At 63.9% G+C, this 22,839-nt stretch carries 23 protein-coding genes and 1 riboswitch; of the genes, 14 read left to right on the top strand and 9 right to left on the bottom strand.

What is annotated here, in order from left to right:
• The first annotated feature begins 82 nt into the window (after nucleotides 1-82).
• The 5 genes from boxB (at nucleotide 83) to ACWNZ3_RS02690 (ending at nucleotide 4,727) form a co-directional block, all read left to right on the top strand.
• Nucleotides 83-1,534: a benzoyl-CoA 2,3-epoxidase subunit BoxB gene (boxB, locus tag ACWNZ3_RS02670; RefSeq protein WP_269364163.1), complete on the top strand. Its 1,452-nt coding sequence runs from the start codon at nucleotides 83-85 to the stop codon at nucleotides 1,532-1,534.
• 118 nt (nucleotides 1,535-1,652) lie between these two features.
• The gene (boxA, locus tag ACWNZ3_RS02675) at nucleotides 1,653-2,831 is read left to right on the top strand and encodes a benzoyl-CoA 2,3-epoxidase subunit BoxA (protein WP_496901087.1); all 1,179 of its coding nucleotides are present in this window, start codon (nucleotides 1,653-1,655) and stop codon (nucleotides 2,829-2,831) included.
• On the top strand, nucleotides 2,831-3,253 hold the full coding sequence (locus ACWNZ3_RS02680; RefSeq protein WP_114277436.1) for an acyl-CoA thioesterase: 423 nt from the start codon (nucleotides 2,831-2,833) through the stop codon (nucleotides 3,251-3,253). Before boxA ends, ACWNZ3_RS02680 begins: the two co-directional genes overlap by 1 nt.
• A gap of 77 nt (nucleotides 3,254-3,330) precedes the next feature.
• Nucleotides 3,331-4,218 (top strand): helix-turn-helix transcriptional regulator, encoded by an 888-nt coding sequence (locus ACWNZ3_RS02685; RefSeq protein ID WP_274573148.1) that lies wholly within the window; start codon nucleotides 3,331-3,333, stop codon nucleotides 4,216-4,218.
• On the top strand, nucleotides 4,215-4,727 hold the full coding sequence (locus ACWNZ3_RS02690) for a 3-hydroxyacyl-CoA dehydrogenase family protein (RefSeq protein WP_496901088.1): 513 nt from the start codon (nucleotides 4,215-4,217) through the stop codon (nucleotides 4,725-4,727). The genes ACWNZ3_RS02685 and ACWNZ3_RS02690 overlap by 4 nt, the downstream gene beginning before the upstream one ends.
• A gap of 13 nt (nucleotides 4,728-4,740) precedes the next feature.
• On the opposite strand, the gene ACWNZ3_RS02695 is transcribed toward ACWNZ3_RS02690, so the two are convergent.
• The 4 genes from ACWNZ3_RS02695 to ACWNZ3_RS02710 all read right to left on the bottom strand — a co-directional run bounded on the left by ACWNZ3_RS02695 (nucleotide 4,741) and on the right by ACWNZ3_RS02710 (nucleotide 8,790).
• Entirely contained in the window at nucleotides 4,741-5,868 is a 1,128-nt protein-coding gene (locus tag ACWNZ3_RS02695; RefSeq protein ID WP_496901089.1) for a CaiB/BaiF CoA transferase family protein, read from the bottom strand.
• 38 nt (nucleotides 5,869-5,906) lie between these two features.
• Nucleotides 5,907-7,472 carry a 2-isopropylmalate synthase gene (locus ACWNZ3_RS02700; RefSeq protein ID WP_274573145.1) on the bottom strand — a complete coding sequence of 522 codons (1,566 nt, stop codon included), beginning with the start codon at nucleotides 7,470-7,472 and terminating at the stop codon, nucleotides 5,907-5,909.
• A gap of 653 nt (nucleotides 7,473-8,125) precedes the next feature.
• Complete coding sequence (locus ACWNZ3_RS02705; RefSeq protein ID WP_114277441.1) at nucleotides 8,126-8,470, bottom strand: antibiotic biosynthesis monooxygenase family protein; 345 nt, start codon at nucleotides 8,468-8,470, stop codon at nucleotides 8,126-8,128.
• Complete coding sequence (locus ACWNZ3_RS02710; protein WP_269364175.1) at nucleotides 8,467-8,790, bottom strand: NIPSNAP family protein; 324 nt, start codon at nucleotides 8,788-8,790, stop codon at nucleotides 8,467-8,469. The genes ACWNZ3_RS02705 and ACWNZ3_RS02710 overlap by 4 nt, the downstream gene beginning before the upstream one ends.
• Nucleotides 8,791-8,862: 72 nt before the next feature.
• Here ACWNZ3_RS02710 and ACWNZ3_RS02715 point away from each other — a divergent pair, with 72 nt between their 5' ends.
• Nucleotides 8,863-9,561 carry an ArsR/SmtB family transcription factor gene (locus ACWNZ3_RS02715; protein ID WP_496901090.1) on the top strand — a complete coding sequence of 233 codons (699 nt, stop codon included), beginning with the start codon at nucleotides 8,863-8,865 and terminating at the stop codon, nucleotides 9,559-9,561.
• Nucleotides 9,562-9,576: 15 nt separating this feature from the next.
• Here the strand turns inward: ACWNZ3_RS02715 and ACWNZ3_RS02720 are convergent, their stop codons facing one another.
• Both ACWNZ3_RS02720 and ACWNZ3_RS02725 read right to left on the bottom strand, forming a co-directional pair.
• Nucleotides 9,577-10,380 carry a CE1 family esterase gene (locus ACWNZ3_RS02720; protein WP_496901091.1) on the bottom strand — a complete coding sequence of 268 codons (804 nt, stop codon included), beginning with the start codon at nucleotides 10,378-10,380 and terminating at the stop codon, nucleotides 9,577-9,579.
• Between the two features lie 94 nt (nucleotides 10,381-10,474).
• A complete protein-coding gene (locus ACWNZ3_RS02725) occupies nucleotides 10,475-11,065 on the bottom strand; it encodes an NAD(P)H-dependent oxidoreductase (RefSeq protein ID WP_496901092.1) in 591 nt (196 codons plus the stop codon).
• Nucleotides 11,066-11,207: 142 nt separating this feature from the next.
• Here ACWNZ3_RS02725 and ACWNZ3_RS02730 point away from each other — a divergent pair, with 142 nt between their 5' ends.
• Nucleotides 11,208-11,603, top strand: a complete 396-nt coding sequence (locus tag ACWNZ3_RS02730) for a metallopeptidase family protein (RefSeq protein WP_269364182.1) — start codon at nucleotides 11,208-11,210, stop codon at nucleotides 11,601-11,603.
• A 15-nt stretch (nucleotides 11,604-11,618) separates the two neighbouring features.
• Here the strand turns inward: ACWNZ3_RS02730 and ACWNZ3_RS02735 are convergent, their stop codons facing one another.
• The gene (locus tag ACWNZ3_RS02735; RefSeq protein ID WP_496901093.1) at nucleotides 11,619-13,277 is read right to left on the bottom strand and encodes an NAD+ synthase; all 1,659 of its coding nucleotides are present in this window, start codon (nucleotides 13,275-13,277) and stop codon (nucleotides 11,619-11,621) included.
• A gap of 263 nt (nucleotides 13,278-13,540) precedes the next feature.
• On the opposite strand from ACWNZ3_RS02735, the gene ACWNZ3_RS02740 reads away from it, so the two are divergent.
• A complete protein-coding gene (locus tag ACWNZ3_RS02740; protein WP_269364186.1) occupies nucleotides 13,541-14,995 on the top strand; it encodes an MORN repeat-containing protein in 1,455 nt (484 codons plus the stop codon).
• 48 nt (nucleotides 14,996-15,043) lie between these two features.
• Entirely contained in the window at nucleotides 15,044-16,093 is a 1,050-nt protein-coding gene (locus ACWNZ3_RS02745; RefSeq protein ID WP_496901094.1) for an NAD(P)H-dependent flavin oxidoreductase, read from the top strand.
• Nucleotides 16,094-16,132: 39 nt separating this feature from the next.
• Here ACWNZ3_RS02745 and ACWNZ3_RS02750 read toward each other — a convergent pair whose 3' ends face one another.
• The gene (locus tag ACWNZ3_RS02750; RefSeq protein ID WP_496901095.1) at nucleotides 16,133-17,056 is read right to left on the bottom strand and encodes an MBL fold metallo-hydrolase; all 924 of its coding nucleotides are present in this window, start codon (nucleotides 17,054-17,056) and stop codon (nucleotides 16,133-16,135) included.
• A gap of 110 nt (nucleotides 17,057-17,166) precedes the next feature.
• Between ACWNZ3_RS02750 and ACWNZ3_RS02755 the strand changes: the two genes are divergently transcribed.
• From ACWNZ3_RS02755 to ACWNZ3_RS02765, 3 genes are read left to right on the top strand one after another with little or no spacing between them, the layout of a single operon-like run.
• Nucleotides 17,167-17,568, top strand: coding sequence for a DUF1801 domain-containing protein (locus ACWNZ3_RS02755; RefSeq protein ID WP_496901096.1), 402 nt, complete (start codon nucleotides 17,167-17,169; stop codon nucleotides 17,566-17,568).
• A 48-nt stretch (nucleotides 17,569-17,616) separates the two neighbouring features.
• Nucleotides 17,617-18,951, top strand: a complete 1,335-nt coding sequence (gene gltX / locus ACWNZ3_RS02760; protein ID WP_274573136.1) for a glutamate--tRNA ligase — start codon at nucleotides 17,617-17,619, stop codon at nucleotides 18,949-18,951.
• 51 nt (nucleotides 18,952-19,002) lie between these two features.
• Entirely contained in the window at nucleotides 19,003-20,403 is a 1,401-nt protein-coding gene (locus ACWNZ3_RS02765) for an MATE family efflux transporter (protein WP_496901097.1), read from the top strand.
• Here ACWNZ3_RS02765 and ACWNZ3_RS02770 read toward each other — a convergent pair.
• Complete coding sequence (locus ACWNZ3_RS02770; RefSeq protein WP_269364199.1) at nucleotides 20,383-20,937, bottom strand: gamma-glutamylcyclotransferase family protein; 555 nt, start codon at nucleotides 20,935-20,937, stop codon at nucleotides 20,383-20,385. The genes ACWNZ3_RS02765 and ACWNZ3_RS02770 overlap by 21 nt on opposite strands.
• A gap of 97 nt (nucleotides 20,938-21,034) precedes the next feature.
• A riboswitch (glycine riboswitch) is annotated at nucleotides 21,035-21,120 on the top strand.
• A 152-nt stretch (nucleotides 21,121-21,272) separates the two neighbouring features.
• On the opposite strand from ACWNZ3_RS02770, the gene gcvT reads away from it, so the two are divergent.
• Both gcvT and gcvH read left to right on the top strand, forming a co-directional pair.
• A complete protein-coding gene (gcvT, locus tag ACWNZ3_RS02775) occupies nucleotides 21,273-22,397 on the top strand; it encodes a glycine cleavage system aminomethyltransferase GcvT (protein WP_496901098.1) in 1,125 nt (374 codons plus the stop codon).
• A 19-nt stretch (nucleotides 22,398-22,416) separates the two neighbouring features.
• Nucleotides 22,417-22,776 carry a glycine cleavage system protein GcvH gene (gcvH, locus tag ACWNZ3_RS02780; protein ID WP_496901099.1) on the top strand — a complete coding sequence of 120 codons (360 nt, stop codon included), beginning with the start codon at nucleotides 22,417-22,419 and terminating at the stop codon, nucleotides 22,774-22,776.
• Nucleotides 22,777-22,839 lie beyond the last annotated feature (63 nt).

Genomic DNA, 22,839 nt, shown 5'->3' on the forward strand with positions numbered 1-22,839 from the left:
GCACCCTACGCCGGATACGGCGACCAACGGATGTAACCAACCGTAGGGTGCGCATTCATGCGCACCGATCTGGAGGAATAAGATGCTCGACCTGATCAACGTAAGCTATGACACCCAAATCCCCAACAATGTGGGCCTGAGCGAGGACAAGAAGGTTCTCAAGGCGCTGGAAAAATGGCACCCCGGCTATATCAACTGGTGGAACGACCTGATCCCGCAGAACTTTCAGGAATCCATGGTCTACCTGCGCACCGCCGTCAGCGTGGACCCGAAAGGCTGGGCCAAGTTCGACTACGTCAAGATGCCCGAATACCGCTGGGGCGTGTTGCTGGCCCCCGCCGTCGAGGACCGCAAGATCCCCATGGGCGAACATTACGGCGAACCGGCCTGGCAGGAAGTGCCCGGCGAATACCGCAACATGCTCAAACGCCTGATCGTGATCCAGGGCGACACGGAGCCGGGTTCGGTCGAACAGCAGCGCTTCCTCGGCCTGACAGCACCTTCGCTTTACGACATGCGCAACCTGTTCCAGGTCAACGTGGAAGAGGGCCGTCACCTCTGGGCGATGGTTTATCTGCTGCAGAAATACTTTGGCCGCGATGGCCGCGAAGAGGCGGATGACCTGCTGGTCCGCTCCTCCGGCTCCGATGACAGCCCGCGGATGCTGGGGGCCTTCAACGAGGAAACGCCGGATTGGCTGTCCTTCTTCATGTTCACCTATTTCACCGACCGTGACGGCAAGATGCAGCTGGAAAGCCTCGCGCAATCGGGGTTCGACCCGCTGTCGCGCACCTGCCGCTTCATGCTGACCGAGGAAGCGCACCACATGTTCGTGGGCGAAACCGGCGTCGGCCGCACCATTCAGGCGACGCTGGAGGCGATGGCGAAACATGGCATCACCGACCCCACCGACATCAACAAGATCCGCGATCTGGGCGTCATCGACCTGCCCACGATCCAGAAAAAGCTGAACCTGCATTACACCCTGTCGCTGGACCTGTTCGGGCAGGAGGTGTCGACCAATGCCGCCAATGCCTTCAACTCCGGCATCAAGGGGCGGTACATGGAGCAGCGGATCGACGACGATCACAAGCTGACCGGCGACACCTATCCCGTGACCTCCATCAAGGACGGCAAGATCGTGACGGAAGACGCCCCGGCGCTGACCGCCATCAACATGCGCCTGCGCGACGATTATGTGCGGGATGCTGCAGGGGGCGTGGGCCGCTGGAACAAGCAGATCCAGAAGGCCGGGGTGGATTTCGAACTGAAGCTGCCGCATGAGGGCTTTCACCGCCAGATCGGCGTGTTCAGCACCGTGGCCGTGGACCCCGATGGCCAGATCATCTCGGCCGAGGAATGGCACAAGCGCCGCGATGAATGGTTGCCGACCAAGGCAGACGGTGATTTCATCCAGTCGCTGATGGTGCCTTGCTACGAGCCGGGCAAATACGCCTCCTGGATCGCCGCACCCAAGGTCGGGATCGACAACAAGCCGGGCGACTTCGAATATGTGAAGTTGCACATGGCCTGATCGGCAGGGTGGGTTTCAAACCCAGCTTGCGGCAAGATCGAAAGGTGCGTGCCGGTCACGCACCTTTCGCACAGGAAGGACATGCCGCCCGACCAGCGGGCCGGAGGGGAGAGCGCATATGAACAAACCGGTCAAGCAACACCTGATCGACCCGGAAATCTGCATCCGCTGCTATACCTGCGAAATGACCTGCCCGATCAACGCGATCGAGCATGACGACAACAACGTCGTGGTCAACGCCGACATCTGCAACTTCTGCATGGATTGCATCCCGGTCTGTCCCACCGGCTCCATCGACGAATGGCGGGTGGTGCAGACCCCCTACACGCTGGAACAACAGTTCGAATTCGACGAGCTGCCCGAGCAGGAAGACATCGAAGCCGCCGCCGCCAGCGATGACGAGGAAGCGGTCGATCCGATTGCCGCCCTGCTGGCAGAGGCGCACAAGGGCGCGGGCGGCAAGGCCAAGGCGCCGCTGAGTGCGGGCAAGCCCACGGTCAACATGTACACGCTGGGCAAACCGGCGCGGATGAAAGTGCAGGGGAATTACCCGCTGACCCGCGACCCCGACCATGACGTGCGCCACATCATCCTGGACCCCGGCGCGCTGCCCTTTCCGGTGCTGGAGGGGCAATCGGTCGGCGTCATCCCCCCCGGCAAGGATGCAGAGGGCAAGCCGCATCTGCCCCGGCTTTATTCCATCTCCTCGCCCCGCGACGGCGAGCGGGCGGGCTATCACAACATCTCGCTCACGGTGAAGCGCGAGGACAAGGGCCTTGCCTCCAACTACCTCTGCGATCTGGAGCAGGGTGCGGAAGTCGAGGTTACCGGCCCCTTTGGCGCCACATTCCTGATGCCTTCCACGGCGGAATCGCATCTGCTGCTGATCTGCACCGGCACCGGCTCCGCCCCGATGCGTGCCTTTACCATGCAGCGCCAGCGCAGTGGTGCGACGGGGGGCATGACCATGTTCTTCGGCGCGCGCACGCCAGACAGCCTGCCCTATTTCGGCCCGCTCAAGAAGGTGCCGGAAACCCTGTTGAAGCAACACCTTGTGTTCTCGCGCCAGCCGGATCAGGACAAGGAATATGTGCAGGACCGCATCCTGGCCGAGCAGGACAGGGTGGCGGAACTGCTTGAGGATGACCGCACGCATATCTACATCTGCGGGTTGCGCGGCATGGAGGAAGGGGTCGAACTGGCCCTGACCTCCATCGCGGAAAGCCTGGGCCAGCAATGGACCGCCCTGCGCGATGCCATGCGTGAGGATGGGCGTTACCACGTGGAGACCTATTGATGGCCGATCCCTTTATCCACCCTGTCAACGTCACCTGGGGTGACTGCGACCCGGCGCGCATCGCCTATACCGCCCGTCTGCCCTATTTCGCGCTGGATGCGATCAACGCCTGGTGGGAGGCGCATCTGGGCGGTGACGGCTGGTTCCAGATGGAGATCGACCGCAATGTCGGCACGCCCTTCGTCAGCCTGGCGATGGAGTTCCGCAGCCCGGTCACCCCGCGTCATACGCTGATGTGCGACACTTTCCCGACCCGGCTGGGTGACAAATCCATCAGTTTCGCGGTGAACGGATCCCAGGACGGCAAGCTGTGTTTCGAGGGGCGGTTCACCTGTGTTTTTACCATCGCGGACCAGTTCAGAAGCCAGCCGGTGCCACCGGACCTTCGGGCCATCGTTGAGCCGCATATTCGTGCGAAATAATGCAGAATGCCCTGGCTGAGCCCTTGCCGGGGTGATCGACTTGCGGAATAATGCATTAATGTCTCTGATTGTGCCCCATGGCTGATACGCAGGATGCCCCGGACCCCGGTGCCGCGCTGATCGCGCGCATGGCCGAACGGGTCGCCGCCGCCCGCAAAAAGCGCGGCCTGCCGCGCCGGGTGCTGTCGGACCTGTCGGGTGTCTCGCCCCGCTACCTCGCACAGCTTGAATCGGGCGAGGGCAACATCTCCATTCTGCTGCTGTCGCGCGTCGCGGCGGCGCTTGATCTCAAGGTCGAGGCGCTTTTGGCGGATGAAATCCCGATGGACCACGACGCACAGCGCTTTGCGACCCTCTACCGCAATGCTCCGGCCGAGGTGCAGCACAAGGTCAGCGCCTTGCTGGCCCCGCGTGATCCCGGGCTGATGCGCGCCGGGCGGATCAGTCTGATCGGGTTGCGCGGCGCGGGCAAATCCACCCTTGGCCGCCTTGCAGGCGAAGCGTTGAAGATCCCCTTTGTCGAATTGAACGAAGACATCGAGAACGCGGTCGACATGCCCCTGGCAGAGGTCATGGCGTTCTACGGCGAGGACGGATATCGCCGGTTGGAGGCCGAGGCGCTGGACCGCATTTCAACCGTGCACGACCGTGTCATTCTGGCTGTTGCGGGCGGCATCGTCGCGCAGAAAAACACCTATGACCGGCTGCGCGAACGGTTCCACACCGTCTGGATACGCACCAGCCCGCCCGAGCACATGCAGCGCGTGCGCGCCCAGGGTGATGTGCGCCCGATGCAGGGCAATCCCGCAGCGATGGCGCATCTGAAGGAATTGCTGACGGCGCGCAGCCCGCTTTACGATCTGGCCGAGGCGCAGGTGAATACATCGAACCGGACCATCAGTTCCTCGCTGAACGATCTGCTGACCACCATTGCCCGGCACAATTTCCTCGATCCGGTGACATGAGCCAGGCGGCGCTGACCGCAGGGCTTCAGGATGTGTTCTGGCGGCGGGGTGAGGCGCTGCTGTTTCAGCATACAAACCCCTGGGAGCTGGACGAGGCGCTGACCGCTTGGGGCTATGACATGGGCCCCTGCGAAGCGCAGGATCTGCTGGGGCTGGACAGGGTGCTGGCGCGCGGGCCGGACCGCGAGGTGCCGATCCTGCCGCGCATGGTGGCAGAGGGGCGCATGGGCAAGCAGGGCGGCGTGGGCTATTACCGCTATCCCGGTGGCGGCGGTGCGGTGGTCGACCCGCTGATTGAGGATCTGATCCTGGAAGAAGCCTGGTTTGCCAGGGTCACACGATCAGAATTGAGCGATGCGGCCCTTGTCGCGGAGATGCATGCGGCGCTGCTGGCGGCGTGCCGCATGCTGCTGGCGCAGGGGGTGACGCGCGCGGCCCTTGCCGTTGCGCTGACAAAGGGGCTGCATCTGCCACAGGGCCGTGCCTCTGAACTGTCGGACCTTGCCTGACGGCGGCGCCGGTTCAGGTCAGGACAGCTGCGTCGCGCAACCGGGCAATGGCGGCATCATCATAGCCGAGTTCGCGCAGGGTCGCCTCGGTATCAGAACCCGGGGCCAGGGGGCTTTGCAGATCGTCTGGCGTGCTGCGCGAGAACCGGGGCGCCGGGGCGGCCTGGGTGACCCCGGCCACTTCGGTAAAGGTGCCGCGCGCCGCCATCTGCGGATGTTCGGGGGCTTCGGACCAGGTCAGGACGGGGGTTGCACAGGCGTCGGTGCCGTCGAAAATGGCAGCCCATTCATCGCGGGTCTTGCGCCTGAAGACCTCGGCATAGGCCGCGCGCCTTTCGGGCCAGGTGGCGCTGTCCATCTGGCTGGCCATATGATCCTGCGGCAGGCCGGCAAGGCGCACCAGTTCCGCAAAGAACTGAGGTTCCAGCGGACCGACCGCGAGGAATTTTCCATCTGCACATTCATAGGTCCGGTAAAAGGGTGCCCCGCCATCCAGCAGGTTGGCCTCGCGCGTTTCAGACCATTGGCCGCGCGCGATAAAGGCATGTACCAGCGCCATCATCGCGGATGCGCCATCGACCATCGCGGCGTCAATCACCTGACCCTTGCCGGATGTCTGCCGCTCGAAAAGGGCGGCCATGATGCCAAACAACAAGAACATCGTGCCGCCGCCGTAATCGGCCCCGATGTTGAGCGGCGGCATCGGGGTGCCGTCCGCAGCACCGGTGGCCTGCAGAAATCCGGTAAGCCCCAGATAGTTGATGTCATGCCCGGCCGTCTGCGCCAGCGGCCCGTCCTGGCCCCAGCCCGTCATCCGGCCAAAGACAAGGCCCGGGTGCTGCGCCAGGCACTCCGCCGGTCCCAGCCCCATCCGCTCCATCACGCCGGGGCGGAACCCTTCGATCAGCACGTCGGCGCGCGCGATCATGGACATCGCCACGGCGCGCCCCTCGTCTGATTTGAGGTTCAGCGCGACAGAGCGTTTGCCGCGGTTGTTGATGTCGGTCGGATCGGCCGGGCCGGATTTGCGGGTGATCAACGTGACCTCCGCCCCGAGGTCAGCCAGCAGCTGGCCCGCCAGCGGGGCGGGGCCAAGCCCTTGCATTTCCACGACCTTCAGCCCTTTGAGTGGTCCGCTCATCCTGTCCTCCGGCCGGGTGGATACCTTGTGATCCGCGCTCAGGACACGTCCTTGTAGCTGACCTCGCGCTTGTCGGTGCCGCCCTTTTCGCGGCGCACCAGCAGGCGGTTCAGCGCATGGATATAGGCGCGGGTGGAGGCGACAACCGTGTCGGTATCTGCCGACTGGCCGGTCACGATCCGCCCGTCCTCTTCGATCCGGACAGAGACGGTGGCCTGCGCATCGGTGCCTTCGGTGACCGCATGCACCTGGTAAAGCTGCAGCCGCGCCTCATGCGGCACCAGCGCCTTGACGCAGTTGAAGGCCGCATCGACCGGACCATCGCCGGTCTGTTCTGTGGTCTGTTCGGCACCGTCCACGTTCAGCGTCATCCGCGCCTGGTTCGGCCCTTCGGTCCCGCAGACCACATGCATCGACACCAGCGTGACGCGGTCTTCCTCGGGGTCGGTGGCGGTGCGCATCAGCGCAATCAGGTCGTCCTCGTAGATTTCCTTTTTCCGGTCGGCCAGTTCCTTGAACCGCACAAAGACATCCTTGAGCTGGTTGTCGCCCAGCTCGTAACCGAGGTCTTCGAGCTTGGAGCGCAGCGCGGCCCGGCCCGAATGTTTGCCCATGACGATATTGGTCTCGGTCAGGCCAACGTCTTCGGGGCGCATGATCTCGAAGGTCTCGGCGTTCTTGAGCATGCCGTCCTGGTGGATGCCGGATTCATGGGCAAAGGCGTTCTTGCCGACGATCGCCTTGTTGAACTGCACGGCAAAGCCGCTGACAGATGCGACCCGGCGCGAGATGTTCATGATCTTGGTCGAGTCGATCCCGGTCTGGAAGGGCATGATGTCGTTGCGCACGCGCAGGGCCATCACGACTTCTTCCAATGCGGTATTGCCCGCCCGTTCACCCAGCCCGTTGATCGTGCATTCGACCTGACGCGCGCCCGCCTCGACCGCGGCAAGGCTGTTGGCCGTCGCCATGCCAAGGTCGTTGTGGCAATGGGTGGCAAAGACGATCTCGTCCGCGCCGGGAACATTCTCAAGCAGTTTGCGGATCAGGTCGGCGCTTTCGCGCGGCGCGGTGTAGCCCACCGTATCGGGGATGTTGATCGTTGTCGCCCCGGCCTTGATCGCGATCTCGACCACCCGGTAGAGGTAATCAAGCTCGGTCCGGGTGGCATCCATCGGGGACCATTGCACGTTGTCGCAGAGGTTGCGGGCATGGGTCACCGTGTCGTGGATGCGCTCTGCCATTTCGTCCATGGTCAGGTTCGGGATCGCCCGGTGCAGGGGCGAGGTGCCGATGAAAGTGTGGATGCGCGGCTGGCGCGCATGTTTCACCGCCTCCCAGCAGCGGTCGATGTCGGGCAGCTGCGCGCGGGCAAGGCCGCAGATCACCGCGTTCTGTGACTGGCGCGCGATTTCGGAAACGGCGGCAAAGTCGCCTTCCGAAGCGATGGGAAACCCGGCCTCGATGATATCGACACCCATTTCATCCAGAAGGCTGGCGATTTCCAGCTTTTCGGCGTGGGTCATGGTGGCGCCGGGGCTTTGTTCGCCATCGCGCAAGGTTGTGTCAAAGATCAAGACGCGGTCTTGGGATTGGGTATTCATGTCGGGTTCTCTCTGTTCTGCTGTAAATCCATGGCGCGTCACCATCCCTCTGAGCGGACGCGCCGGATGGCACGCTCAGAGGCGGATTAGCAGCAGCAGGTTGGCACGCAGCAGCGCCGCGCAGGGGCGCGGCAGGGTCGGGATATGGGCGGCGTGTGTCATGCCGCTATTTATACGCCGCGTTTTTCAAATGGAAAGGGGGCAATGCGCTTTGCGGTGAAGTCAGTTCGCGTCGGCCCCGGACCTTAGGCTCTGGACCCATTGATTCTATATGCTCAGCGGCGATTTCACGAAATTTCAATGGTTTGGGGCGTGCAGCCAATAGTGGTTCTATTTGCAAGCGACCCAAGACGTTGAAATGAAGTGAAATCGCCGCCCTCCGGGTTTGACGGATTTTCCCGCAGCCTGCGGCGCATCTGCTTGAAATAGAACCACTATTCTTGCGCAGATGCTTCTTGTCTGCGAAAAAATCTGTCAAACTGAGTATATAGAATTAATGGGTCCAGAGCCTAAAAATTTGATACAGCGTCAACGACCCAAATGCGCCCCGCCCGGCCTGCGCCTGATGTCACCCCGGAGGTCGCTTTTCCCTTCGGATCAATGGAGCGCAGGAAGGCCAAAGTCATCCGGCCTTCAACAGCCTGCCTCACCCCTCAGTCATGCGCTGCGCGGCTGTCTTGCGGGGCCTCGGCGCGGTCGAACATGCCATAGTCGCGGATCACATGGGCGATGCGCAGGTGATAATCGGTAAAGATTCCGTCCCGCCCCTTCGCCTGTGCGCCGCGATGTGCCGTCAGCTTGCGCCAGCGCGCAACGGCGGCCTCATCCTCGAAAAACGACAGCGACAGCAGCTTGTCCGGATTCGTCAGGCTCTGGAACCGTTCGACAGAGATGAACCCCTCGACCTCGTCCACCAGCGGGCGCATCGCGGCGGCGATGTCGAGGTAATCCTGGCGGCGATCCGGGTGCGGCATGACTTCGAAGATGACAGCGATCATGTGGCGGCTCCATGCGGGCTGGAGGCCAGTTTCAGAAAGGTCCGTTCCTCGCGCAAGAGGAATTTCTCCGACTGGGCGAAAGCATAGTTTTCCCGGCCCAGCGGGTCTTCGGCCAGCCGGGCGCGGTAGGCTTCATAGGCGGCCAGGCTGGGAATGTTGTAAATGCCATAGGCAAGGGTCGATGACCCCTCATGCGGGGCGAAATAGCCGATCAGGTCGGCGCCGCAGCGCGGAATCGCCTGACCCCAGTTGCGGGCGTATTGGCGGAATTGATCGTGTTTGGTAGGGTCGATTTCATATTTGATGATACAGGTCAGCATGGGGTGTCCTTCATGTTTGCACCTCCGGTCTAGCCTATTGAACGCACCCAATGCTTCGACTAGGGTCGAAGTATGAAAGAAGGCCCTGACATATCCCGCATTGCAGCCCTGATCGGCGATCCGGCGCGCGCCAATATCCTGGGCGCGCTGATGAGCGGCAAGGCCCTGACCGCCACTGAACTGGCGGCAGAGGCGGGGGTGACCGTGCAGACCGCCAGCACCCATCTGGCCAAGCTGGAGGAGGGCAGGCTGATCGCCCACCGCAAGTCCGGGCGGCACAAGTATTTCACCCTTGCCGGTGCAGAGGTCGGCCATGCGCTGGAGGCCTTGATGGGTCTTGCGGCGGGGGCAGGCCACCTGCGCACCCGGACCGGGCCGCGCGATCTGGCACTGCGCGAGGCGCGCGTCTGCTACAACCATCTGGCCGGGGAACGGGGCATCGCGCTCTATCAGGGGCTGCTGGCCCGTGGCGCGATTGCCGAAGACGGGCCTGCGCTGACCCTCACCGAAGAGGGCAATGCCTTGCTGGCGGATTTCGGCGTTGATGTCGCGGCGCTGCAAAAGGGCCGCGTGCCGATGTGCCGACCCTGCCTGGACTGGAGCGCGCGGCGCAATCATCTGGCAGGCGCGGTCGGACGGGCAATGCTGGCACGGATGCAGGTGCTGGGCTGGTGCAAAAGGGTCGAAGGCACCCGCGTGATCGACTTCAGCGCCGCGGGGCGCGCGGCATTCGATCGCCGGTTCGGCGTGTCGGGCGCAGCGGCGTCCTGACCGGCCGGCAGCAAATCAAAGCTGCCCGGCCTCTTTCAACTGTTCGATCCCGTAAAGCAGATGTTCCGTACGAAAGGAATGGCCGCCGGGAAACAGGCAGAAATCAAGGATTTCGCCTGATGCATTGGTTTTGTCTTCGCAGGTCAGATCGCCTGCGCTGACAGGTTGTGCCGGGCCAAAGCCGCCGAAATCCGTGTAAAGGGCAAGCGCATCCGATACCTTGCCCTGTCTGGTCTCGTTGATGGCGCGGCCATCCAGTGGCACGGTGTTGTCCGCGTCGCCGTGAATGTGAACGATGGAAGACACCGGCTGCGCGCAGGTTTCGGGCGGTTCCAGCCAGAAGGTGCCGGACATCGGGATGAATCCCGCAAAACCCTGCGGGTGGCTGCAGGCGAGGTTCCAGACCATCATTCCGCCTGCCGAAAAACCGGAGACGATGATCCGTTCCGGGTCAATGGCGAAACGCGCCTGCGCATCGGCCAGAACCGCATCGAAATAGTCGAATTCCGCAGCGCCGGTGCTGTCGAAAGTGCCAGGCCCCTTGGGCAAATCCCACGACCCGTCCACGCCCTGCGCGGCAATCAGGGCCAATCCTGCGTCCGATACCATGCGGCGCAGACTGCCGTTGCGCATCGCCCCGGCGGCAGAGCCACGGTAGCCGTGCGACCAGACCAGCGCCCCCACCGGGGTCTTGCCATCATAGCCTTCGGGCATTGCGATGCGGTAGGTCCTGTCGCCCAGAACACAATCCGTGTCGGCACCGCAGGCCAGGACGGGTGAAGCAGAGATCAGGGCAAGCAGCAGGGTTGAAATACGCATGGGCATCCTTTGGCATACCGGCGTTTCCGGTACAAATCACATGATCGTTTGCGCGGGGCCGCGCCGATCACGACGCGACCCGAATGCCATTGTGTCAGCTGTTGAGTCTGGCCGTGATCTCCACCAGGCGCTTGGCCTGAAACCCGACCGATTTCTTGCCAAGGTCGTCGAACTTGCCCGCCGTGCCGGAATAGCCATAGGGGTTCCCGTCTTCGAACTTGACCTCATCCGCATAGCCCGGCGCGACGATGATGGTGCCCCAGTGCATGGCCGATTTGTAAAGGTTCTGGATCGTGCCTTCGCGCCCGCCATGGGCCGTCTGCGCCGAGGTCGTCGCGGTGATGGTCTTGTTCACCAGCTTGCCCTGTTGCCAGAGCGGGCCAAGCGTGTCGATAAACGCGGCCATCTGGCTGGGCAGGTTGCCGTATCGCGTCGGGACAGAGAAGAAATAACCGTCCGCCCATGTCATGTCATCGTGGGAGACTTCGGGAATGTCCTTCATCTTTTCCAGCTGGGCCTTCCAGGGCTCCTGACCGTCGATGACGGATTGCGGCGCGGTTTCGGCGGCGCGGCGCAGGCGGACCTCGGCACCCGCCGCTTCCGCGGCTTCCTGCGCGGCCAGCGCAATCTGATGGTTTGTTCCGTAGGTGGTGTAGAAGATGATGGCGATCTTGGGGTTGGCCATGTGCGGCTCCTTGGGTTTCGTTTGCTGGCCCAATGGCCGGGCGCGTGCTTTGGTTCCGCTCGGGCATGCACAGGCACTGTGCGAAATTGTCAGATTCCCTGCCGCTCTTTTACTTTGCCCCGCGCCTGACCATATCAACTGAATGACCCCGGATGCCCCAGACCTCGACAGTTTCGAAGATATCGCCCTGCGCACGGTCGAGGGTTTCCCGCCGCCCTTCCGCGACGCGGCGCGGCAGGTGCTGCTGCGGGTGACAGACTGGCCGACGAAAGAGATGCTGGCCGCCCTGCAGATCGCCGAACCTGTCCGGCTCACAGGGCTTTACGAAGGCATCCCGATGACCCGCAAATCAGTGCTCGACATGGCGATGCAGCCCGATACGGTCTGGCTGTTCCGCGAACCGATCCTGCACGAATGGCGTCTGCGCGGGAACGTGGAGATCGAAGACCTGATCGCCCATGTCACAATCCACGAATTCGCCCATCATTTCGGCTGGTCCGACGCGGAAATCGCCCGCGTCGCCCCCTGGGAGACCTGAGGCGCGGCGCGCCTTTCAGGACGGATCGCGCCAGCGGTTCACGATGGGATAACGCCGGTCCAGCCAGAAGGCCCCCTTGGTCAGGCGCGGGCCGGGTGCGGATTGAAAGCGCTTGTATTCGCTGATGTAGATCAGGTGCTCGACCTTTTTCGCCACATCGCGTTCAAACCCGGCGGCGACGCAATCGGCGACCGACCCGTCCTGATCCACCAGAATGTCCAGGATTGCATCCAGTTCCGGATAATCGGGCAGGCTGTCGCTGTCCTTTTGATCCTCGCGCAGCTCGGCGCTGGGCGGCTTGGTGATGATATTGTCGGGGATCACGGCACCGGCAGGCCCCATCATCCAGTCACGGTGGTTTTCATTGCGCCAGCGGCAGGTCTCGAACACGCGGGTCTTGTAGAGATCCTTGATCGGGTTGTAGCCGCCCGCCATGTCGCCATAGATCGTGGCATAACCCACCGCGACCTCTGACTTGTTGCCGGTGGTCAGCAGCATTTCCCCGAACTTGTTGGACATCGCCATCAGCAGCAGGCCGCGCAGGCGGGACTGGATGTTTTCCTCGGTCAGGTCCGCATCGCGCCCTTCGAACAGCGGGGCGAGGGTGTTGGTGATCGCCTGACGCCCTTCCCTGATCGGCACATAGTCGTAGCGGCAGCCAAGCGCCTTTGCCACGGCCTCCGCATCGTCGAGCGAGGCTTGCGAGGTATATTCCGAAGGCAGCATCACGCAGCGCACGTTTTCCGCGCCCAGGGCATCCACCGCGATGGTGGCGACGATGGCCGAATCGATGCCGCCCGACAGGCCCAGCAGCACCTGTCTGAACCCGGTCTTTGCCATGTAGTCGCGCAGCCCCTGCACCATGACGCGGTAATCCTGCTCCCAGGCGTCGGGCAACGAGGCAAACGGCTGTTGCACGACGCGCCAGCCCTCCGGTCCGCGTTCCAGATCGACGTGATGCACCATTTCGTCGAAGGCAGGCATCTGCATTGCCAGCCTGCCGCCGGGGTTCAGCGCAAAGGAGGCACCGTCGAACACCTGATCGTCCTGTCCGCCCACCATGTTGAGATAGATCAGCGGCAGCCCGGTTTCGACAACGCGGGCGACCATCATGTTCATGCGGGTGTCCAGCTTGCCCCGGTAATAGGGCGACCCGTTCGGCACCAGCAGGAACTCCGCCCCGGTCTCGGCCAGGGTCTCCGACACCTCCGGGTGCCAGGCGTCCTCGCAGATCGGGCTGCCGACACGGGTGTTGCCCACCGCATAGGGGCCGCCCAGCGGGCCGGAATCAAAGATGCGGACCTCGTCAAAGACCGTCTCGTTGGGCAGGTTGTGCTTGAGCGTGCGGTTGGCGATCCTGCCGTTCTTGAGGATCAGATAGGCGTTGAACAGCTCTGTCCCCTCGGCCCAGGGTGCGCCGATGGCCAGCGCCGGACCGTCGGCGCAGTCCTTTGCCAATTGGTCGATATGGGTCATCACATCCAGCTGAAACGCCCGTTTCATCACCAGATCCTGGGCATTGTAGCCGGTGATGAACATTTCCGGCAGTGCCACAAGGTCGGCATTCGCCGCCTTGCCCTCTGCCCAGGTCCTTGCCGCCAGCGCGGCATTGCCCGCAAGATCGCCCACGGTGGGGTTCAATTGGCCAAGGGTGATGCGGAAACGGTCTGCCATGGAAACGCCTTTGCGGTTTGGTCTGCCCCGGATGTAACAGATCAGTCAGGGGGGAAAAGCCCAAAGGATGCCGGAATGCCGCCCCGCGCAGGGGGCAGGTGGAAAGAAAAACCGCGCCGCCCCGCGCCCGGTGATCCCGATTGCGGCGGTTTGGCGCGAGGTGAGCGGATGTGGCGCAAAAGACGATTGCCCCTCTATGCCCCATTGCTTAGGCTTACCGGCGACCCCGCCTGATGCGCGGCGCAAACAATACGGGTATGCCGATGTCCTTTCGTTCGATGATCTTGTGCCTTTCCCTGCTTGCTGTGCCGGCCCTGGCGCAGGAGGGGCAGGTCCTGACCAAGCAATACGACGATGGCGGCGTCTATGAAGGGGCGTTCCGCGGCGGCCTGCAACACGGGCAGGGCACCTACAAGCTGCCCAATGGCTATGAATATTCCGGCAACTGGGAAGATGGCGAGATCAAGGGCGAGGGCGTCGCACGCTTTCCCAACGGCTCCATCTACGAGGGCAATTTCTCAAAAGGGAAGCCGGAGGGTTTCGGCAAGATCACCTTTGCCGATGGCGGCACCTATGAAGGCGACTGGGTGGCAGGCGCGATCATGGGCCAGGGTGTGGCGCTTTATGCCAACGGGGTGCGCTACGAGGGCGGTTTCCGCAATGCCAAGCACCATGGCAAGGGCGTGATGCAAAGCCCCGGCGGCTATGAATACAAGGGCGACTGGATCGAAGGTGTCAAACAGGGCACCGGCACCATCACCTATCCGGACGGCGCGGTCTATGAAGGCGCGATCGAGGCGGGCAAGCGCAATGGCGAGGGCACGCTGACCATGCCCGACGGTCTGGTCTATGTCGGGCTCTGGCAGGACGGCCAGATCGAGGGCACCGGCACGCTGACCCAGCCCAACGGCGATGTCTACGAGGGCAACCTCGTGGCCGGACGCCGCGAGGGGCAGGGCAAGGTGACCTATGCCAATGGCGACACCTATGTCGGCTCCTTCAAGGATGACCGGCGCGACGGGCAGGGGACTTTCACGGGCGCGGATGGCTATGTCTATACCGGGTCCTGGGTGGCCGGACAGATCGAGGGCGAAGGCCAGGTGACCTATCCTGACGGTTCGGTCTATGTCGGTGAATTCCGCGACGACCTGGCCGATGGACAGGGCAAGATCACCTATCCCGACGGTTCCACCTATGAAGGCGCCTGGTCGGCCGGCGTGATCGAGGGCGAGGGCCGCGCGACCTATCCCAACGGGGTTGTCTACGAGGGCGGCTTTTCCAATGCCCGCAACGAGGGGCAGGGCGTGATGACCTATGCCGACGGCTATCGTTACGAGGGCATGTGGAAAGACGGCCAGCGTCACGGCATGGGCACCGCGACCTATCCCGACGGGACGGTCTATGCGGGCAACTTCGAAGACGGCAAGCGCCACGGACGCGGCAAGATCACCATGGCGAACGGCTTTGTCTATGACGGTGAATGGACCCGGGGCGAGATCGAGGGCCAGGGCGTTGCCACCTACGCCAATGGCGACGTCTACGAAGGCACCTTCAAGGCGGGCAAGCGTCAGGGCACCGGCACCATGCGCTATGCCTCGGGCGAAGAGGCCAGCGGCGACTGGGACAATGGCGCGCTGACGGATCCTGCGTCCGGCGATGGTGCCGCGGCAGCGGAGACCACCCCGCCCAGTGACGAAACCCCGCCCAGCGATCAATAATTTCACCCGGCGGGTGCGCTGACCGCCGCTTTTGTCAAAAGGTGCCGCATGCTGGACAGTCTTGGCATTCAACTTCCGATCTTTCAGGCCCCGATGGCCGGGGTCTCGACCCCTCGTATGGCCGCGGCGGTGTCAAACGCGGGCGGGCTGGGCGCGATTGGCGTGGGGGCGACCGATGTTGCCGGTGCCGCGCAAATGATCGCGGAGACCCGCGCCGCGACGGATCACCCTTTCAACGTCAATGTCTTCACCCATGAGACGCCACAGACGGACCCGCAGACGGAACGGGCCTGGCTCGACCTTCTGCGCCCGCTCTTTGCCGGATTTGGCGCAGAGCCGCCCGCAGAACTGCATACGATCTATCAAAGTTTCAACGACAACCCCGACATGCTCGCCCTGCTGGTCGAGACCCGTCCGGCGGTTGTCAGCTTTCACTTCGGCCTTCCCACACCACAGGCTGTCACGGCGCTGCGCGATGCGGGCATCACGCTTCTGGCGACGGCGACGAACCTGGAAGAGGCCCACCGCATCAGGGCTGCGGGCATGCACGGCATCGTTGCCCAGGGGATCGAAGCGGGCGGCCACCGCGGCGTGTTTGACTGCGCGGCCCCCGACCCGCAGCTTGGCACCTTCGCGCTGACCCGGCTGCTGACCGCTGAAATCGACCTGCCGGTGATCGCGGCGGGCGGGATCATGGATGGCGGGGGCATCGCCGCCGCGCTGAATCTGGGGGCTGTCGCGGCACAGCTTGGCACCGCCTTCATCGACTGTGCCGAATCTGCTGCTGATGACGCCTACCGCGCGGCGCTGCATGGGCCGGGGGGCTATCACACGCGCCTGACCCCGGTCATTTCCGGTCGTCCGGCCCGCGCGCTCGAAAACCGGTTCACGGCCAGCGACAGCGTCGCACAGCGCGGCACGCCGCCTGCCTATCCGATCGCCTATGACGCAGGCAAGGCGCTGCATGCCGCCGCAAAAGCCGCCGGTGAACATGGTTTTGGTGCACAATGGGCCGGGCAGGGCGCCCCGCTGGCCCGGACCCTGCCCGCAGCGGAACTGGTGGCGGTCCTCGCCCGGGAGCTTCAGGCGCGGCGCTGACATCCCGGCACGGGGCGGCCCCGCACCGGGCGCATCATCTCACAGCATCAGCTGATAGCTGTGCGGCAGATAGGCAAACCCGTCTTCCCGCGTCTCCACATAGCCGAAGGCGGGGAAGGGCATGTGATAACCGACAAAGGGGATGCCATCGGTCGCCAGCATGTCCAGCAGGCGACGGCGGGTCGCGGCGGCGGCTGCCTTGTCCTGATCGAACTTTACCTCCCAGTCCGGGTGGGCCAGCGACCAGACATAATGGTTCGCGAAATCTGCCCCGAGAACCAGTTGCCTGCCGTCGGATTCGATCATGTAGGCCATGTGGCCCGGCGTATGGCCAAAGGCCGCCATCGCCGTGATGCCAGAGGCAACCGACCCGCCGTCATCCAGGAACGTCATCTGCTCCGCCAGCGGCTTGACCTTGGTATTGAACCCTTCGTTGTCCATCGCGGACCAGGCATCGAACTCCACCTGGCCGGTGACATAGCGCGCATTGGGAAAGGTCGGCGCATCGCCCGTCATCAGCCCGCCGATGTGATCGCCGTGCATATGGGTCAGCACCACAATGTCCACCTGATCGGCGGCATATCCCGCCGCCTGCAGCGCCGCCAGCGTGCCCTCGGCGCTCAACCCGGTATCGAAAAGGACCAGTTCCGACCCGGTGTTGACCACCGTGGGCGTGAAGAAGAACTGCGCAACCTCCGTCGGGATATGCGCGGCCCGGGACACGCTTTCGAAAGTCTCGTGATCCACGTTCAGGCCGAATATGTCATGCGGCGCTTCGACCGGGCGGGTGCCCGCGAGGATCGTCGTGACATCATAACCACCAAGCGAGACACGCCGGAACGGCGCGCTGCCCGCACCCATGATCGGCGCTTCGGCGCGGGCAGAGGTCGCCATCGCGGCCAATGGCAGGGCAGCGGCACCGGCAAGGGCGCTGCGGCGGGACATCTTGAGGCTGTTTCGCATGGCTTGGTCCTTTGGTTTATTACTGGTTGTCGGAATGGTAGCCTCTCTTTGCTGCCCGCCAATACAATTCCGGGCGGGCTGCCATCATATTTTCGTCAGGAGCAGGTGCGATGACAGACGTCCCCACTTTCCTCGCCGGGGTCACCCCCGAGAGGCGGCACCGCGAGGCGGTTGAACTCGACGCCTTCTTTCAACGGGTCACCGACTGGAAGCCGGTGCTCTGGCGCGGCGGGATGCTGGGGTACGGGACGTATGATTACACCTATGCATCGGGCCGCAGCGGCAACTTTCTCGCGACGGGTTTCGCACCCCGCAAGGCCAGGCTGTCAATATACGTGATGCCAGGATATTCCGATTTCGGCCCGATCCTGACCCGGCTCGGCAAACATGCAAAGGGCAAGTCTTGCCTTTACCTCAACAAGCTGGCGGAGGCGGACATGGAGGTGCTGGAGGAACTGATCCGCGCCGGACTGGCCGACCTCGCGAAGCGCTGGCCGGTGCATCCGACCTAGACAAACATTCGGCTCTGTGACACTTGACCGGGGTCCAAGGAGAACAGCATGTCCGCCGATACCGTCACCCGTTTCGCCCCTTCCCCCACCGGTTACATCCACGTGGGCAACCTGCGCACGGCGCTGATGAACTACCTGATCGCGCGCAAGGCGGGCGGCACCTTCATCCTGCGCATCGACGACACCGACCCGGAGCGGTCGAAGGAAGAATATGTCGACGGCATCAAGCAGGACCTGACCTGGCTGGGGCTGGAATGGGACCGGGTGGAGCGCCAGTCGGAACGGCTGGACCGCTATCACGCCGCCGCCGACGAACTGCGCGCCAAGGGCCGGTTCTATGAGGCTTTCGAGACGCCGACCGAGCTGGACCTCAAGCGCAAGAAACAGCTGAACATGGGCAAGCCACCGGTCTATGACCGCGCGGCGCTGTCCCTGACCGATGCACAGAAGGACGCGCTGCGGGCCGAGCGCGGCAGCGGTGTCTGGCGGTTCAAGCTGGACCAGAGCCGGATCGAATGGGCCGACGGCATCCTTGGCGATATTTCAATCGACGCGGCCAGCGTCAGCGACCCGGTGCTGATCCGGGGCGACGGGCAGATCCTCTACACCCTGGCCTCGGTCGTCGATGACACCGAGATGGGCGTGACCCATGTGGTGCGCGGGTCTGACCACGTGACCAACACCGCGACCCAGATCCAGATCATGCAGGCGCTGGGCTTTGATCACCCCGCCTTTGCCCACCATTCCCTGCTGACCGGCCCACAGGGCGAGGCGCTGTCCAAACGCCTCGGCACCCTGGCGCTGCGCGATCTGCGCGAACAGGGTGTCGAACCCTTTGCCCTGCTCAGCCTGATGGCGCGGCTGGGTTCCTCCGACCCGGTGGAACTGCGCACCGACATGGCCGCGCTGATCGAGGGTTTCGACATCGAACGCTTCGGCTCTGCCCCGACGAAATTCGACGTGCAGGACCTGTTCCCGCTGACCGGCCGCTACCTGCAGACCCGCACCGCCGAGGATGTTGCGGAGACAATTGCCGGTCTGGGCGTGCCGCAGGCGCAGGCGGCGCAGTTCTGGGCAGTCACGCGGGAAAACATCGAAACGCTGCATGACCTCAAGCCCTGGTGGGAAATGTTCCGCGACGGCGCCGACCCGGTGATCGAGGACGGTGACGAAGCCTTTGTCGCCGAAGCCATGGCGCTCTTGCCCGAGATGCCCTTTGACGAGACCACCTGGTCCAGCTGGACCGGCGCCGTCAAGGAGGCGACAGGCCGCAAGGGCCGCGGGCTGTTCCGGCCCCTGCGGCTGGCGCTGACAGGGCAGGAACACGGGCCGGAAATGGCTGCCGTAATGCCCCTGCTGCGGGTCGTGAAAGCGCGCGGGTGACCTGCGCCCGACAGGACCGGCGCAGGAGAACGCCGCGCACCGGGGCCTGTCATGCCTGAAGGGGCGCAGGCCAAGTTCCTGACAGGCAACCTGTTTGTGCATGTTGCGGTCATGTCCTTGACCTCCTCCATCGGTCTGATGGCCGTCTTCCTGGTCGACTTTGTCGATATGATCTTCATCTCGATGCTGGGGCGGTCGGAACTGGCGGCGGCGGTGGGCTACGCCGGTGCGATCCTGTTCTTTACCGCCTCTTTCGGCATCGGCATGGGCATCGCCGCGGGCGCGCTGGTGGCCCGGGCGCTGGGCGCGAATGATCCCGTGCTGGCGCGCGAACGCTCGACCCATGCGCTGCTCTATGGGCTGATGTTCGGCATTGTCTTTTCCATCGTGGTCTGGTCGGCGCTGCCCTGGCTGGTCAACATGCTGGGCGCGCGCGGAGAGACCGCCGGACAGGCCATACATTTCCTGCAGATCGTCGTGCCCTCGGTGCCCTTCCTGATGGTCGGCATGATGGGGTCCGCCATCCTCCGCGCCCATGGCGATGCGCGACGGGCGATGATGGCCACGATTGTCGGCGGTATCGTCAACGCGGTGCTGGATCCGATCCTGATCTTCGGGCTGGACCTTGAACTGACTGGGGCCGCCATCGCCTCCTTTGTTGCGCGGGTGGCGATTTCAGGCATGGCGATCTGGCCCCTGATCAAGGTCTATGACGCCCTGGTGCGGCCCCATTTCAAGGGCATGCTGCGCGACCTTTCCCCGGTAATCGCCATCGCCTTTCCGACCATCCTCGCGCAGGTCGCAACCCCGGTGGGGCAGGCCTATATCACCCGCGTCATGGCCGAATACGGCGAGGATGCGGTCGCGGGCATGGCTGTGGTGGCGCGGCTGATGCCGGTTGCCTTTGCCGTGGTCTTTGCCCTTTCGGGGGCGGTGGGGCCGATCATCGGCCAGAACTATGGCGCGGGCAACATGGCGCGGGTCCGGCGCGGCTTCACCGCGGCGGTCATCTTTGTCGCATTGGTGATCCTGAGCGTGTCTGCGGTGTTGTTTGCGCTGCGCGCGCCGATTGCCGATCTCTTCAACGCGACCGGCGTCGCCCGCAATCTGATCTATCTGTTCTGCGGCCCGCTCTCGCTCGCCTTCTTCTTTCCCGGCGTGCTGTTCGTGGCAAATGCCGTGTTCAACAACCTCGGCCAGCCGTTCCTCTCCACGGTGACCAACTGGGGCCGCAACGCGGTGGCCCTGATTCCGCTGGTCTGGATCTGCGCGGCCATCGGGGACGCCCCCGGTGTGCTGGTGGGCCAGTCGCTGGCCGGTGTCGTCTTTGGCGTGGTGGCCTGGGTCATGGCGCTGCGCTGTATCGCGCGTGGCGGCAAGCCAGAGGGGCGCGGCAAGGAGATTTTCGGGCGGGAGGGCCGCCTGATGACCCTATTCCACGCGCGCCGATAACCGCGCGAGGTGATCGTCCACCAGCGCTGTTTCCGCTGCCGACAACACCTTGTGCCGGGGATAACGCGGTGCGGCACGGTCGTTCAGCACCGGCGTGTCCCAGCCATCGGTGGTGTCAAAGAACGCGGCGACCCCCGCCTCGCCGAATTCATGCAGGAAACCCTGCACCACCACGTCGAGATAGCTCAGCAGGATGGCATGGTCGCCCGGCACCCCGGTGTCGGCGGGCGGCACCGCATAATGGGCGATGTCCGGCGCGGGGCTGATCGGATGGATCACCGCACCGCCCGATGACAGCCGCGCGTAACCTGCTTCGCGGGCATCCAGCGCGGCCCAGTCGGCCCCCGGCACGGCCGCAATCAACCCGTCGATGGTGGTGCCGGGGTCCTCGACCACGCTGAGAAACACAAGATCACGCACCGCGGTGCGCACCCAGGCCCGCCGCCAGCCGCGCAACCGGGCGGGATGGGCGTCGGGGTAATTGTGGGTCTGGCGGTTTACAAGGCTGCCATAGCCGAAAAAATAGGGGGTCATGCTGTCCGGGGTCCGTCAATTGTGCGGGCAACAGATCATTGATGTCAGGGGCGTACAACCCCGCTTGACGCCCCATGTGCCCCCGGCATACCAAAGGACATCCGCCACGGGAGAATCGGACCAACCGATGCCGAAGGAGCAACCGCCCCGGAAACTCTCAGGCTCAGGGACCGTGCCGGATATCGACACTCTGGAGAGTGGTGCGACACGCACCCGCCGAAGGGATAACGATCTCAGGCGAAAGGACAGAGGGGGCATCTTGGACCGCGATCTGCGGGGGAAAGATGCCGGATTGATCCCTGGGGACAGCGGCAGGAATATGGGACGCTGCGCCGATGGATGATCTGAAACATACTGCCCTTTTTGACCTGCATGTGGAACTGGGTGCCCGAATGGTGCCCTTTGCGGGCTATGCCATGCCGGTGCAATACCCTTTGGGCGTGATGAAGGAACACCAGCATACCCGCGACGCGGCAGGTCTTTTCGATGTCAGCCACATGGGGCAGGTGATCCTCTCGGGGCCGTCCTGGGACGTGGTCGCCCGCGCCTTTGAGACTCTGGTGCCGATGGATGTGCTGGGCCTGGAGGACGGGCGTCAGCGCTACGGGTTTTTCACCAATGACGCTGGCGGGATCGAGGATGACCTGATGTTCGCCCGGCGCGGCGAGGATCTGTTCGTGGTGGTCAACGCGGCCTGCAAGGAGGCCGACATCGCCCGGATGAAAGCGGCCCTTGAACCCGAAGTGACCGTGACCCCGCTGACCGACCGCGCGCTGATCGCGCTTCAGGGGCCGGCGGCGGCAGCGGTGATCGCCGCGCTGGACAGCCGCGCCGATGATATGGGGTTTATGGATCTGCGCGATCTGGAACTCGATGGCGTGCCGGTCTGGGCCTCGCGCTCCGGCTACACGGGCGAGGACGGGTTCGAGATTTCCGTGCCGGAAGCCCGGGCAGAGGCGCTGACCCGCACCCTGCTGGCGCAGGACGGGGTCGAGGCCATCGGCCTCGGCGCGCGGGATTCGCTGCGGCTGGAGGCGGGGCTCTGCCTTTACGGACATGACATCGACACCGGCACCACCCCGGTTGAGGGCGCGCTGACCTGGGCGATCCAGAAGGTGCGCCGCGCCGGGGGCGACCGCGCGGGGGGTTTTCCGGGTGCGGCCATCGTGCTGGACCAGATCACCGAAGGGGCCGCGCGCAAGAGGGTCGGCCTGCTGCCCGAAGGCCGCGCGCCAATGCGCGAAGGCACCGAGGTTTTCGACGCCGCCGAGGGCGGCACCCGCGTCGGGCAGGTGACATCGGGCGGCTTTGGCCCCACCGTTGGGACACCCGTGGCGATGGGCTATGTAGAGTCGGGGTCTGCCGGGATCGGCACATCCCTCTGGGGAGAGGTCAGAGGCAAGAGACTGCCCCTCACCGTGGCGAAGCTGCCCTTCGTGGCGGCGAATTTCAAACGATGAAGTCAACAGGGAAGAAGACATGAAATTTACCGAAGAACATGAATGGCTGCGCGAGGAAGACGGCGAAATGGTGGTTGGCATCACCATCCATGCGGCCGAGCAACTGGGCGATGTGGTCTTTGTCGAACTGCCGGAGGAAGGCACCATCGTCAGCAAGGACGACGAGGTTGTCGTGATCGAAAGCGTCAAGGCGGCCTCCGACATCCTAGCGCCTGTGGATGGCGAGATCACCGAAGTGAACAGCGCCCTGGCAGAGAATCCCAGCCTGGTGAACGAGGACCCGCAGGGCGATGCCTGGTTCTTCAAGATGAAGATCAGCGACCCGTCGCAGCTGGACGAATTCATGGACGAAGCCGGATACCAGAAATTCATCGGCTGATCCGGCCGCACCCGCCGGAGCCTCCGGCGGGGATATATGAAAGCCAAAAAGAATGAGGGTGTC

The organism is Sulfitobacter sp. IGS-18, assembly GCF_059628195.1.

Excerpts from the sequence above, each read along its gene's own strand:
- ACWNZ3_RS02690 (WP_496901088.1), top strand. The coding sequence starts at position 4,215 with ATGAGCCAGGCGGCGCTGACCGCAGGGCTTCAGGATGTGTTCTGGCGG.
- ACWNZ3_RS02745 (WP_496901094.1), top strand. The coding sequence starts at position 15,044 with ATGCTGGACAGTCTTGGCATTCAACTTCCGATCTTTCAGGCCCCGATG.
- boxB (WP_269364163.1), top strand. The coding sequence starts at position 83 with ATGCTCGACCTGATCAACGTAAGCTATGACACCCAAATCCCCAACAAT.
- boxA (WP_496901087.1), top strand. The coding sequence starts at position 1,653 with ATGAACAAACCGGTCAAGCAACACCTGATCGACCCGGAAATCTGCATC.
- ACWNZ3_RS02685 (WP_274573148.1), top strand. The coding sequence starts at position 3,331 with ATGGCTGATACGCAGGATGCCCCGGACCCCGGTGCCGCGCTGATCGCG.
- ACWNZ3_RS02710 (WP_269364175.1), bottom strand. The coding sequence starts at position 8,790 with ATGCTGACCTGTATCATCAAATATGAAATCGACCCTACCAAACACGAT.
- ACWNZ3_RS02695 (WP_496901089.1), bottom strand. The coding sequence starts at position 5,868 with ATGAGCGGACCACTCAAAGGGCTGAAGGTCGTGGAAATGCAAGGGCTT.
- ACWNZ3_RS02715 (WP_496901090.1), top strand. The coding sequence starts at position 8,863 with ATGAAAGAAGGCCCTGACATATCCCGCATTGCAGCCCTGATCGGCGAT.
- ACWNZ3_RS02725 (WP_496901092.1), bottom strand. The coding sequence starts at position 11,065 with ATGGCCAACCCCAAGATCGCCATCATCTTCTACACCACCTACGGAACA.
- ACWNZ3_RS02765 (WP_496901097.1), top strand. The coding sequence starts at position 19,003 with ATGCCTGAAGGGGCGCAGGCCAAGTTCCTGACAGGCAACCTGTTTGTG.
- ACWNZ3_RS02700 (WP_274573145.1), bottom strand. The coding sequence starts at position 7,472 with ATGAATACCCAATCCCAAGACCGCGTCTTGATCTTTGACACAACCTTG.
- ACWNZ3_RS02755 (WP_496901096.1), top strand. The coding sequence starts at position 17,167 with ATGACAGACGTCCCCACTTTCCTCGCCGGGGTCACCCCCGAGAGGCGG.
- ACWNZ3_RS02720 (WP_496901091.1), bottom strand. The coding sequence starts at position 10,380 with ATGCGTATTTCAACCCTGCTGCTTGCCCTGATCTCTGCTTCACCCGTC.
- ACWNZ3_RS02730 (WP_269364182.1), top strand. The coding sequence starts at position 11,208 with ATGACCCCGGATGCCCCAGACCTCGACAGTTTCGAAGATATCGCCCTG.
- ACWNZ3_RS02750 (WP_496901095.1), bottom strand. The coding sequence starts at position 17,056 with ATGCGAAACAGCCTCAAGATGTCCCGCCGCAGCGCCCTTGCCGGTGCC.
- gcvT (WP_496901098.1), top strand. The coding sequence starts at position 21,273 with ATGGATGATCTGAAACATACTGCCCTTTTTGACCTGCATGTGGAACTG.
- ACWNZ3_RS02770 (WP_269364199.1), bottom strand. The coding sequence starts at position 20,937 with ATGACCCCCTATTTTTTCGGCTATGGCAGCCTTGTAAACCGCCAGACC.
- ACWNZ3_RS02735 (WP_496901093.1), bottom strand. The coding sequence starts at position 13,277 with ATGGCAGACCGTTTCCGCATCACCCTTGGCCAATTGAACCCCACCGTG.
- ACWNZ3_RS02740 (WP_269364186.1), top strand. The coding sequence starts at position 13,541 with ATGTCCTTTCGTTCGATGATCTTGTGCCTTTCCCTGCTTGCTGTGCCG.
- gltX (WP_274573136.1), top strand. The coding sequence starts at position 17,617 with ATGTCCGCCGATACCGTCACCCGTTTCGCCCCTTCCCCCACCGGTTAC.
- ACWNZ3_RS02705 (WP_114277441.1), bottom strand. The coding sequence starts at position 8,470 with ATGATCGCTGTCATCTTCGAAGTCATGCCGCACCCGGATCGCCGCCAG.
- gcvH (WP_496901099.1), top strand. The coding sequence starts at position 22,417 with ATGAAATTTACCGAAGAACATGAATGGCTGCGCGAGGAAGACGGCGAA.
- ACWNZ3_RS02680 (WP_114277436.1), top strand. The coding sequence starts at position 2,831 with ATGGCCGATCCCTTTATCCACCCTGTCAACGTCACCTGGGGTGACTGC.